The sequence below is a fragment of the Stenotrophomonas sp. PS02301 genome, from assembly GCF_029959485.1.
GTDB classification, from domain to species: Bacteria; Pseudomonadota; Gammaproteobacteria; order Xanthomonadales; family Xanthomonadaceae; genus Stenotrophomonas; species Stenotrophomonas maltophilia_Z.
In genome coordinates this window covers 21,079-31,505 of sequence record NZ_JASCOO010000050.1, presented here as the reverse complement: position 1 = coordinate 31,505, position 10,427 = coordinate 21,079, and the positions used below count along the sequence as shown (strand labels likewise).

The 10,427-nt window shown below is 66.6% G+C and carries 13 protein-coding genes; 7 read left to right on the top strand and 6 right to left on the bottom strand.

The genetic code is table 11. The features are described from left to right. Positions 1–174: 174 nt before the first annotated feature. Positions 175–834, top strand: a complete 660-nt coding sequence (locus tag QMX81_RS13065) for an HNH endonuclease (RefSeq protein ID WP_088432555.1) — start codon at positions 175–177, stop codon at positions 832–834. A gap of 116 nt (positions 835–950) precedes the next feature. Continuing rightward, positions 951–2,861 carry a 1-deoxy-D-xylulose-5-phosphate synthase gene (gene dxs / locus QMX81_RS13060; RefSeq protein WP_152153412.1) on the top strand — a complete coding sequence of 637 codons (1,911 nt, stop codon included), beginning with the start codon at positions 951–953 and terminating at the stop codon, positions 2,859–2,861. Positions 2,862–2,978: 117 nt separating this feature from the next. Here the strand turns inward: dxs and QMX81_RS13055 are convergent, their stop codons facing one another. The 3 genes from QMX81_RS13055 to QMX81_RS13045 form a co-directional block, all read right to left on the bottom strand. Then, entirely contained in the window at positions 2,979–3,536 is a 558-nt protein-coding gene (locus tag QMX81_RS13055) for a DUF3011 domain-containing protein (RefSeq protein ID WP_121038314.1), read from the bottom strand. Between the two features lie 167 nt (positions 3,537–3,703). Then, on the bottom strand, positions 3,704–3,907 hold the full coding sequence (locus tag QMX81_RS13050; protein ID WP_121038317.1) for a hypothetical protein: 204 nt from the start codon (positions 3,905–3,907) through the stop codon (positions 3,704–3,706). 118 nt (positions 3,908–4,025) lie between these two features. Then, complete coding sequence (locus QMX81_RS13045; RefSeq protein WP_121038320.1) at positions 4,026–5,084, bottom strand: linear amide C-N hydrolase; 1,059 nt, start codon at positions 5,082–5,084, stop codon at positions 4,026–4,028. A gap of 264 nt (positions 5,085–5,348) precedes the next feature. On the opposite strand from QMX81_RS13045, the gene QMX81_RS13040 reads away from it, so the two are divergent. After that, entirely contained in the window at positions 5,349–5,600 is a 252-nt protein-coding gene (locus QMX81_RS13040) for a peptidase (RefSeq protein ID WP_282262074.1), read from the top strand. A gap of 41 nt (positions 5,601–5,641) precedes the next feature. On the opposite strand, the gene QMX81_RS13035 is transcribed toward QMX81_RS13040, so the two are convergent. Continuing rightward, positions 5,642–7,006: a HAMP domain-containing sensor histidine kinase gene (locus QMX81_RS13035; RefSeq protein WP_282262061.1), complete on the bottom strand. Its 1,365-nt coding sequence runs from the start codon at positions 7,004–7,006 to the stop codon at positions 5,642–5,644. Continuing rightward, entirely contained in the window at positions 7,003–7,677 is a 675-nt protein-coding gene (locus QMX81_RS13030) for a response regulator transcription factor (RefSeq protein ID WP_121038329.1), read from the bottom strand. Before QMX81_RS13030 ends, QMX81_RS13035 begins: the two co-directional genes overlap by 4 nt. Positions 7,678–7,792: 115 nt before the next feature. Between QMX81_RS13030 and QMX81_RS13025 the strand changes: the two genes are divergently transcribed. The 4 genes from QMX81_RS13025 (at position 7,793) to QMX81_RS13010 (ending at position 10,138) form a co-directional block, all read left to right on the top strand. Beyond that, positions 7,793–8,581, top strand: a complete 789-nt coding sequence (locus QMX81_RS13025; RefSeq protein WP_121038332.1) for a MipA/OmpV family protein — start codon at positions 7,793–7,795, stop codon at positions 8,579–8,581. Positions 8,582–8,583: 2 nt separating this feature from the next. Next, positions 8,584–8,796: a hypothetical protein gene (locus QMX81_RS13020; RefSeq protein WP_121038335.1), complete on the top strand. Its 213-nt coding sequence runs from the start codon at positions 8,584–8,586 to the stop codon at positions 8,794–8,796. Positions 8,797–8,834: 38 nt separating this feature from the next. Beyond that, positions 8,835–9,251 carry a hypothetical protein gene (locus QMX81_RS13015; RefSeq protein WP_121038338.1) on the top strand — a complete coding sequence of 139 codons (417 nt, stop codon included), beginning with the start codon at positions 8,835–8,837 and terminating at the stop codon, positions 9,249–9,251. A gap of 116 nt (positions 9,252–9,367) precedes the next feature. Next, positions 9,368–10,138, top strand: a complete 771-nt coding sequence (locus tag QMX81_RS13010; RefSeq protein ID WP_282262055.1) for a transporter — start codon at positions 9,368–9,370, stop codon at positions 10,136–10,138. A gap of 94 nt (positions 10,139–10,232) precedes the next feature. On the opposite strand, the gene QMX81_RS13005 is transcribed toward QMX81_RS13010, so the two are convergent. Further along, on the bottom strand, positions 10,233–10,406 hold the full coding sequence (locus tag QMX81_RS13005) for a DUF1328 family protein (RefSeq protein WP_019182774.1): 174 nt from the start codon (positions 10,404–10,406) through the stop codon (positions 10,233–10,235). Positions 10,407–10,427 lie beyond the last annotated feature (21 nt).

Sequence of the window (10,427 nt, the reverse complement as noted above, 5' to 3'; positions counted from 1 at the left end):
CCGTTGGTCGGCACCCCGGATACACCTTCTGGAGAAAAGCCCCCTTGATGTTCAAGGGGGCGCGCCGAAGGCGGGGGGTCAAGGTGGAATGCCTGTCCGAATCGTTACGAATCGGGTAGGGGCGCAAGCCCCTATACCCAATTCGTAACGATTCGGGTATAAGCTGTTTTCCCGATGGAGACAGACACTACACGCTTGGGTCTGATCGATACCGGAGCCTCGTCCGCCCCGGTCGCCGAGGTGTCGCCGATCGTTACGCTGCATCGGCCCGGATCGGTGCGGTTATTGGCCCTGGACGCCCACGGGCGCGTACTCGACTGGATCAATTGGCAGGACGCCTCCTGCCTCTACGCGCGTGGCGCGGTCGCCTGGACCCTGGGCGACCCCTGCCTGCACATCCACGGCGGCATCTGCCGCACCACCGGCCTGCAGAGCGGCCTGGACCTGCACCCGATCATCGCCGCCCGCGGGCATGCGCGCTCCCGCGCGATCGACCCCACCCCGAATCTGTCCAATCCCGCGCTGTTCGCGCGCGATTCGCACCTGTGCCTTTACTGCGGGCAACAGTTCAACCGCCCGCAGCTGACCCGCGACCACGTCATGCCGCTGTCCAAGGGGGGCCTGGACGTGTGGGAGAACGTGGTCAGCGCCTGCTTCCACTGCAACTCGCGCAAGAGCAACCGCACCCCGCAGCAGGCCAGCATGCCGCTGCTCGCCGTGCCCTATCGGCCGAGCTGGATCGAACACATGATCCTGTCCAACCGCAACATCCTGGCCGATCAGATGGCCTTCCTGAAGGCGCAGTTGCCCAAGCGTTCCAAGCTCTGCGCCTGAGCGCGCTGCGACGTTCTGTCGCAGCCTCCGTCACCGTTTACTCACTGAAAAGGCGGTTTGCTTGCCCCACCCTCATTTGGGGGGGAAAATAGGCGCTCAGAAGAAGCGCGATAAACATGATCGATTCCGCCCGCTATCCCCGCCTTGCGCGCATCCAGTCACCGGATGACCTGCGCAGGTTCGAAGAATCCGAACTGCCCGCGATCGCGGATGAACTGCGTGCCTACCTGATTGAGTCGGTCGGCAAGAGCGGCGGCCATTTCGGCGCCGGCCTGGGCGTGATCGAACTGACCGTCGCACTGCACTACCTCTATCAGACGCCCGTCGATCAGCTGGTGTGGGATGTGGGTCATCAGACCTACCCGCACAAGATCCTGACCGGCCGCCGCGACGAGATCCACACGGTCAAGCAGAAGGACGGCGTCGCGCCGTTCCCCAAGCGTGAGGAAAGCGAGTACGACACCTTTGGCGTCGGCCATTCCTCCACCTCCATCTCGGCGGCGCTGGGCATGGCGATCGCACGCCAGGCCGAAGGCGATGACCGCAAGGTCGTGGCCGTGATTGGTGATGGCGCGATGACCGCCGGCATGGCTTACGAGGCGCTCAACCACGCCGGCGGCATGGAGCAGGAACCGAACCTGCTGGTGATCCTCAACGACAACAACATGTCGATCTCCGAAGCCGTGGGCGGGCTGACCAAGATGCTCGGCCGCGCCACCGGCAGCCGCACGCTCAATGCGCTGCGCGAAGGCGGCAAGAAGATCCTCGGCGACAAGAAGCACAACCCGACCGCGCGCTTCGTCAAGCGCTGGGAAGAGCACTGGAAGGGCATGTTCGTGCCGTCCACGTTCTTCGAGGAAATGGGCTTCCATTACACCGGCCCGATCGACGGCCACGACGTGCCGGCGCTGGTCGCCACGCTGAAGACGCTCAAGAGCCTGAAGGGCCTGAAGCTGCTGCACGTGATGACCACCAAGGGCAAGGGCTACGAGCGCGCCGAAGGTGATCAGATCGGTTACCACGCGGTCGGCCCGTTCGATCCGGACAAGGGCCTGGTCTCCAAGGGCGGGGCCAAGAAGCCGACCTATACCGACGTCTTCAGTGACTGGCTGTGCGATGCCGCCGCGGCCGAGCCGAAGCTGATGGGCATCACCCCGGCGATGCGCGAAGGCTCGGGCCTGGTGCGCTTCAGCAAGGAATATCCGGAGCGCTACTTCGATGTGGCCATCGCCGAGCAGCACGCGGTGACCCTGGCGGCCGGCATGGCCACACAGGGCGCCAAGCCGGTGGTGGCGATCTACTCGACCTTCCTGCAGCGCGCCTACGACCAGCTGGTGCACGATGTGGCCGTTCAGGAGCTGGACGTGCTGTTCGCGATCGACCGCGCCGGCGTGGTCGGCCCGGATGGCGCGACCCATGCCGGCAACCTGGATTTGAGCTTCCTGCGCTGCGTGCCGCACATGGTGGTGATGGCGCCGTCCGATGAGGCCGAGTGCCGCCAGATGCTGACCACCGGGCTGCGCTATGCCGGCCCGGCCGCGGTGCGCTACCCGCGTGGCAGCGGGACCGGCATCGCCGCCGGCACGGATCTGGCCACGCTGGAGATCGGCAAGGCCGATCTGCGCCTGCAGGGCAGCCGGATCGCCCTGCTCGCGTTCGGCAGCACCGTGACGGCCGCCGAACAGGTCGGCCGCGAACTGGGCCTGACCGTGGTCAACATGCGTTTCATCAAGCCGCTGGACCGGGCCCTGCTGCTGGAACTTGCGCAGCGCCACGAAGGCTTCGTCACCATCGAAGACAACGTGGTCGCCGGCGGTGCCGGCTCCGGCGTGGCCGAGCTGCTCAATGCCGAGAACGTGCTCAAGCCGTTCCTGCACCTGGGCCTGCCGGACAGCTTCCAGCACCATGCCAGCCGTGAAGACCTGCTGGCCGAAGCCGGCATCGATGCCGATGGCATCCGCCAGGCCGTGCTCAAGCGTTGGCCGATGCTGGTCAAGAGCGGCCAGACGCTCAGCGCGGCAGGCTGACACGCTGCCCACCGCCCTTGGGCGAGTGCTCCGCAAAAAACAGCGAGGCCGCGTCCAATCGACGCGGCCTCGTTCGTTTGAGCACTCAGGGGGCGCTCAAGCGCTGTGCACCAGCCATCAGTAGATCTGGAACTGGGCGCGGCAGCCGCCATCCACCCAGACGCCGGTGCGGTCCCAGCCCCAGGTCCGCCCTTCGATGCAGGCATTACGCGAAGTCTGGCGGATCAGCCGCGCCTCGCGGCGGACATTGGCCACGCAGCGCTGACGGCGATGGTCGTTGGAATCGCAGGTCAGGATCTGGCCCCGGCCGTTGTTGCCGCCGCCGTTGTGGCCCCAGCCGCCCCCACCGCCATTCCAGCGGCCGCCGCGGCCGCCCTCGGCAATGAACTCGGCCCGGCAGCCTTGCGTCACCCACACGCCGTTGCGTGCCTGGCCCCAGGTCTGGCCTTCAACGCAGGGCGAGCCGGAGATCTGCCGCACCAGGCGTGCACGCCCTGGCAAGGCGCACTGCTGCGTGCGGTTCTTGATCGATTCGCAGCGCACCGGACCGCCGTTGTAACCGTCGTCATAGCGGTCGTAGTTCTGCGCCTGGGCAGCGCCGGCCAGCGCCATCAGCGCCGGCACCACGGCCCAGCGCAATCGTCTGGCGGCCTGGGAAGGGCTGGTGTTCGACATGGGATCCTCGTTGCGTGTTGGGGGAGGCGCACAGGATCGGTGATCGTCCGGCGCCGCGACATAGGCCAGAAGTCGCTGATTTCATCCCCTATTTAGGTACCCGACGCGTGGCTGACTGGGCGGGCGGCCGGCGGTCACATCCGCACGAACAGCCTTGGATGGCCGGCTCAGCCGTAGCGGACGGCGTCCACGTAGGTCTCCAGCACCTGCACCCGGACGGCGCTGCTGTCGCCGGTCTCGGCATGGTACTCGCGTGCCAGGGCATCGGCGAAATCGAAGGCGGTGGCCCCGCTGCGGAACGCAATCGGTGCGGATTTGGCCGGGTGCACGACGTGCCAGCGGCGTTCGATGTGTTGCAGTTTGATCACCATGCGGATCGTTCCTTTGCGGCATGCCTGGGCGAAAAGCTCACGACGTGAGGGATCCATCCCTCAGCAGGAACGATAGAGCAGGTTGAAGCCCGTTGTTATCGGATTAGTCTGATTTTGCTCAGCCGTCGGTGCCCAGGAACCGGAACGGCTCGGCCGGCTGGAACCGGGGCAGCGCGTCGCCCGCGAACACGTTGCGCTGGTCCGGCCCCAGGTCCAGTTTCAACACCGGGGCACCGCGCGAGAAATCGGCCTTGTTGAGGTCTACCCAGAAGGTATTGGGCGTCATCGCCGATTCAAAGAAATACAGCTTGCGCTTGTGGTCGGCCACGGTCCGCCAGCGGGTGGAGGAGATGTTCGGCTCCCCCGGCGTGGTGATCCCGTAGGGCACGGACACATTGCGGATCACACTGAACACACTGGCCAATGCGACCACGGGATCCTCGCTTTTGGGAATGGCGTTGATGTAGAACTTCGCGCGAGCGAAGCGATCGGCCGAGCGGTTGGTGCCGGGCAGCATCACGGTGCCACCGATTTCCTGCCAATACGTATTGAGCGCCAGTTGCTGATCGAACACCGGCGAGTTGGTCATCACCTGATAGGCGCGATCGTGATGGATCACCTGCTTGCCGTTGATGTATTCCACGATGGCGCTGTCACCGCTGGCGTCGGACAAGGACAGGTGCAGCGTGGCCAGCCGGGACTCGCCCGGCACCTTGTCCGTCACGATCGAAAACGGCTCGCGCTCCAGCGCGGCGACGGCCTCGGCAACGGTGGCGAAGTTGTCGAGCACGTATTGCGCCCACAACGAGATCGCCAATCCCGGTTTGCTGCCACGTTGCTGCGGGTACTGCGATTCTGCCAGCCACAACAGATTGGCTGACAACCCCGCTTCGTTGAGTCCATCGGTGGTGGAGATGTCATACCCGGTGGCGACCACGCTGCCGTAGCGTGAGGTCCAGCGGATCGAGCGCGGGCCGGCCTGGCCATCACGGTCGATGCCTTTGGGCAGCACCCACAGGTTGGTGGCCACATCGCTCTTCCAATCCATCGAGCGGGCCGTGATCACATCCTGGTTGTCGCCCAGATACACCACGCGGGTGCAGGCATCGGCCCGGGCGGAGACGCAGGTGAGCGCCGCAGCGAATGCGATGTGACGGATCGAAAACAGTGTTTTCATGACGTGCCTCCTGGCAGTGGCGCTGACAACCTGGCGTCAAACCTGATACCGGCGATGTCCACACAGGCGGGTCGCACGCATCCTGCTTCAACGCATCATCGCGTTCCGCGGTGCTCGTCACGGACTACAACGCAGCATCGGCGGAATCCTCCAGCGTCATATCAGCCCACGCCCGGTGATGGAGGAGTGAACCCTGCACGTGACATCGACGGACCCGGCGCGAGACTGCCCGCGACCTCAAGCGCCTACGGAGCCTGCATGTCCATTCGAGCCGCCCTGCTTCCCCTGCTCGCCGCCCTCACCGCCTGCGCCCATCCTGCGCCGTCACCCTCCTCGCCCACGGCAGGCGTACCCGGTGCGGACCGCGATGCGCATGGGTGCATCGGCTCGGCAGGCTACCGTTGGTGCGAACGCACACAGCAGTGCGAACGTCCGTGGGAGTTGGCCAATGCAAACGGGTTGGAGAACACCGCCGAGGCCATCACCGCCTACTGCGCCGCGCCGGCGCCACGCTGATCTCGTCATAGGCGGCGCAACCGGACAGGGAGGACAGGGCGTCATGCCGGGGACGCGCCCGGAAACGGCCGCGCGTCCACTGGCAGGACCACCAGGAACCGCGCGCCACCACCGGGGGCGCTGTCCACGGCGATGGTGCCGGCGTGACGCAGCACGATCTCGCGGGCCAGGTGCAGGCCCAGCCCGCTGCCGCTGCCGCTGGGCCGCAATCGGTGGAACGGCTCGAACACGGACAGCCGCTCGGCCTCCGGCACGCCCGGGCCTTCATCACTGACCGACAGGCCGCCATCATCATGCAGTGCCACGGCGATCATGCCGCGGCCGCCACCGTGGGCGATGGCGTTCTGCAGCAGGCTGGCGATGACCCGGTGCAGCGCATGGGGATCCCCGCGAACCCAGATCGGCTGATCCGGTGCATCCACCGAAAAGCCGTAGCCGGCATCCACCACCAGTGGTGCGACATCGGCGGCCACGTCGCGGGTCAACGCGGACAGGTCGATACGCTGGGACTGGCTGCCATGCCGGTCCAGCCGCTGCAGATCCAGCAGCTGCTCGGCGATGTTGCTCAGCCGGCTCAGGTCCAGCTGCAGGCGCGAACGCGCATCGCCGGGCGGCAGATCGGCCAGGCGCGTGGCGAGGATCGCGATCGGCATGCGCAGCTCATGCGCGGCACCGGCGAGGAAGCGATCCTGCGCATCGTAGCTTTCACCGATGCGGCGCACGGCCGCGTTGAAGGCGTCCACCAGCGGATAGATCTCCAGCGGCACGGCACGCGTATCCAGGCCGCTGCCGCGCTCGTTGACCTGGATCGCTGCGGCCTGCGCCGCCACGCGGTTGACCCCGCGCAGCGCGCGATGGATCACCCATGGCGCCACCACCAGCGTGATCACCAGCACCGGCAACGCGATCCAGCCGCCCAGGTAGCGGAAGATCAACAGCAGCTGCCGCACGATGCTGCGTTCGGGAATGCCGCCTACCGCCACGTGCAACCGCCCTTCCGGCCGAACAACGACCACCACGCGCACGGCAAGCGCATCGGCATTGATGCGGGTACGGATGTCGGTCTGCTCGATCTGATCCAGCCGTGCCACCAACTGACGGTACTGCACGGGAACATCGCCATGCACCAGGCGTCGGCCACGCTCATCGGCCGCGGCGAACCAGAACATCGCCGGCGGCCGTGGCACGGCCAGCGCCACCTTCCGCAGATCCGCCTCCAGTCCCTGGGCACCGAAGGTGATGGCCGATGCGATCTGGTCGCTGGTCTTCCAGTCGATATAGGCCGAACGGCGGTCGCCGTAGGTCAACACCATCGCGCTCAACGCCAGGGCGATCGTGGCCGCCTGGATCAGGCAGACCTTCCACACCAGGTTGAACGCCAGCGAATCGGGTTTGAGCAATCTCACGGCGTGTCCTTGAGCAGATACCCGATGCCGCGCATGACGTGGATCTCCACGCCCGCGTCGGCTTCCAGCAGCGCTTTGCGCAGCTTGGAGACATGCGCATCCAGCGCATTGGATTGGATGGCATCGTCAAAGCCGTACACGGCTTCCAGCAACGAGGCGCGGCCCACCGTGCGCCCTTGCCGCAGTGCCAGTGCTTCGAGCACCAGCAGCTGCCGCCGCGGCAGCGCGAGCAGCAGCTCTGACACGCGGGCTTCGCGCGCCACGAAATCGAACTGCAGCCGGCCCAGCGACAACACCGGCAGGGTGATCTGCGAGGGCCGCCGCGAGATCGCGCGGATGCGCGCAAGCAGCTCTTCGACCGCGAACGGCTTGGTCAGGTAATCATCCGCGCCCACGTCCAGGCCGGTGACCCGATCGGCCACCGAATCGCGCGCGGTCAGCATGATCACCGGCAGGTTCGGCACGCGCTCACGCGCGATCCGGACAAAGCTGGCACCGTCGCCGTCGGGCAGCTGCCGGTCCAGCAGCAGGATCTGGTGGACGCCGGCCTTGAGGGCTTCATCGGCCTGCGCCATCGTGCCGACCACGTCGATCACCATGCCGTGGCGCGCCAGGCTGACCTGGATCGCGCTGGCCATTTCCGGATCATCTTCCAGGAGAAGAAGGCGCATGGGGCGGTGCCTTGCGGGGTACGAAGGAGGCGATGGTACCGCGCAGCCGGACGTAACGTTCCGACAATGTAGGGCGCCCACCATGACACTCCGGTTGTTCCCCCTCGGCAGGTCCATGCACGTCCGTTTTCGTTCCCCGCGCCCTTCGCTTCCCCTGTTTGGCCTGGCCCTGGCCAGTGCATTCACCGCCGCCAGTGCGCAGGCGGCTGATGCGCCCGAGGGCGCCAGGAAAAGCAGCATCGGCATCGCCGTCGTGGCGCTCAAGGCCCCCTATGCCGGCTATGACACCGATCGTCTAGCCGCCCCGATCGTCAGCTGGGAAGGCCGTTCGTTCTTCTTCCGCGGTGGCAGCGTGGGCTATCGGCTGCACCAGACCGCGCGGTCCGAGCTTGCCCTGACCGCCTCGCCGTACGTGATGCGCTTCAAGCGCCGCGACAGCCACGACCCGCAACTGCGCCAGCTCGACAACCGCAGCCTGTCCGGCATGCTGGGCGTCTCCTGGCGGCACCAGGCCGAATGGGGCGTACTGCAGGCCAATGCGCAGGCGGAAGTCACCGGACACGGCGGCGGCTTCTCGGCCGATGCCCGGTACGCCTACCCGATCCCGGCCGGCCGCGTGACCTTCATGCCCGCGGTGGGCGTGACCTACACCAGCGCCGATCTCAACGACTACTACTTCGGCGTCAGTGAGCGCGAAGCGGCACGCAGCGGCCTGGCGCGCTACTCGTCCGGCAGCGGTGTGTCGCCCTACATGGACATTGCCGCCGTGATGCCGCTGGGGCCGCGCTGGACCGCGACCGCGTCGATCCGCCGCACCTCGCTGGCCGATGCCGTGCGCGACAGCCCGATGACCCGTGGCGACCACATGGATACCGCCGCGCTCTCCCTCAGTTACGGATTCTGATCATGCGTCAGGGAATCGTACGTCGTGTCGCGGATCTGGCCTTGCAGATCGAACCGGACCGCGCCGCCGTTCTTGAATGGATTCTGCATTCCCCACTGCCCGCGCTCGACGGGCAGACCACGTTCGAACTGGCCTGTGAGGGCCAGGGTGAACGCGTCGTCGCGCTGCTGGACACCCTGCTGCGGCAGGGTGATCCGGTCCTGCCGCGCGGCTGATTCTTCGTTTTTCCCCTACCGGTGTCCTGGAGGCGCGAATGCACAACGCAACCGATACCCCGCTGCTGCAAGCAGCCAACGATGACCTCGCCGCGCACACGATCGTGGCCAATCTCCACCGCGCGATCCTGCACCGCATGGACCGCGACAGCCAGGCCCACGGCCGGTTCTCACGGGCTTACATCGCCGAGCTGTTCGACATCGGGCGCACCATCAGTCCCGCGTGTCGCCCGCACCAGGTCGACAGTGAATGGATCACTGCGCGACGGTCGTGGCTGGATACGGTGCTGCGCGAGCATCCGCTGGACCGTCGCGATGCGCAGCTGACCGCTGCACGGCACGCCGCCGATGGGTTCCTGCTCCGCGCCTGCGTGCTCGGCTGTGACGCCACGCCGGAAGCTGCGACCGAGCGCGTGCGCGATGCCCTCATCGCCATGACCCGGCCGACGCACTGAGTGACGAAACGCCACCGACACCTGCACATGACCGCCGGAATCACCGTGCTACATTCCGGCCAAGAGGCAGGCTGACTGCTTCTTGATGCCGGTATCGGCCGGCCCGGAGCGTGCCCATGCGGTGTTCGGCCCTGCTGCTGTCCCTGCTGTTCTGCGATGCCGTGCACGCCCAACGGGACGCGCCGCCGGACCTCGCCTTCGACCGCCCCGGCATCGGCTTCGCCGCCTCGACACTGCCCCGCGGTGGCGTCGCGCTGGAGGCGGGATTGCCCAGCTTCAGCCGCGACCGCGACGGCGCGGGCGTGCTGAGCACGCAGTACAGCGCCGACATCAATCTCCGGATCGGCTTGGTCGAGCATCTCGAACTGCAGGCCTTCACCTCGCCCTGGAACCACCTGCGGGTGGCGCCGCGCGATGCACCGGCCGAGCACAGCCGCGGTGCTGGAGACCTGGGCCTCGGCCTGAAGTTCGCCCTGCCCTTGTCCTCGGAAAAGCACGCCGTGGCGCTGCTGGCCAGCACCACGTTCGCCACCGGCTCGCGCGACTTCAGCGAGGGCGCCACGCAGTACGCGCTGGGTGCGAGCTATGAGTACAGCTTCGATGATCGCTGGACAGGCGCGCTGTACGCCAATGTGACCCGCGGTGGCAGCGAGGACAGCGTCAGCTGGGCGCCGAGCCTGAGCTTCTCCGCCACCGATACCGTCAGCACCTATCTGGAGGCCGGCTTCACCGACACCAACGGCGAGCCCTCGACCGGGATTGCCGGCGCAGGCATCACCTGGATGGTGACCCCGACGGTCCAGTTGGATGCCTCATTCGATGTGGGGCTGGATGACGACAGCCCGGACACGCAGGCTGGCCTTGGGGTGTCGGTGTATTTCGAGTGAGGTTTGCGGGGCACCCTGCTGCATCGCCAACGAAAAGGCCTGCACGAAACCGCGCAGGCCTTTGTCTGGAACCGCAACGTCTTGGCGCGGCGGGTCAGGTCACCTTCTTGGCGATGGTCATGCCCAGCACGAACAGCACCACAGCGATGATGATGCCCGCCCAGAACAGGAACTTGGCGATCCCGATCGCAGCGCCGCCGATGCCGGCGAAACCGAGGGCACCGGCGATCAGGCCGATGACGGCAAAAATGATGGCCCACTTGATCATGATGATCCTTTCCCCGAATCG

Excerpts from the sequence above, each read along its gene's own strand:
- QMX81_RS13065 (WP_088432555.1), top strand. The coding sequence starts at position 175 with ATGGAGACAGACACTACACGCTTGGGTCTGATCGATACCGGAGCCTCG.
- dxs (WP_152153412.1), top strand. The coding sequence starts at position 951 with ATGATCGATTCCGCCCGCTATCCCCGCCTTGCGCGCATCCAGTCACCG.
- QMX81_RS13055 (WP_121038314.1), bottom strand. The coding sequence starts at position 3,536 with ATGTCGAACACCAGCCCTTCCCAGGCCGCCAGACGATTGCGCTGGGCC.
- QMX81_RS13050 (WP_121038317.1), bottom strand. The coding sequence starts at position 3,907 with ATGGTGATCAAACTGCAACACATCGAACGCCGCTGGCACGTCGTGCAC.
- QMX81_RS13045 (WP_121038320.1), bottom strand. The coding sequence starts at position 5,084 with ATGAAAACACTGTTTTCGATCCGTCACATCGCATTCGCTGCGGCGCTC.
- QMX81_RS13030 (WP_121038329.1), bottom strand. The coding sequence starts at position 7,677 with ATGCGCCTTCTTCTCCTGGAAGATGATCCGGAAATGGCCAGCGCGATC.
- QMX81_RS13025 (WP_121038332.1), top strand. The coding sequence starts at position 7,793 with ATGCACGTCCGTTTTCGTTCCCCGCGCCCTTCGCTTCCCCTGTTTGGC.
- QMX81_RS13020 (WP_121038335.1), top strand. The coding sequence starts at position 8,584 with ATGCGTCAGGGAATCGTACGTCGTGTCGCGGATCTGGCCTTGCAGATC.
- QMX81_RS13015 (WP_121038338.1), top strand. The coding sequence starts at position 8,835 with ATGCACAACGCAACCGATACCCCGCTGCTGCAAGCAGCCAACGATGAC.
- QMX81_RS13010 (WP_282262055.1), top strand. The coding sequence starts at position 9,368 with ATGCGGTGTTCGGCCCTGCTGCTGTCCCTGCTGTTCTGCGATGCCGTG.
- QMX81_RS13005 (WP_019182774.1), bottom strand. The coding sequence starts at position 10,406 with ATGATCAAGTGGGCCATCATTTTTGCCGTCATCGGCCTGATCGCCGGT.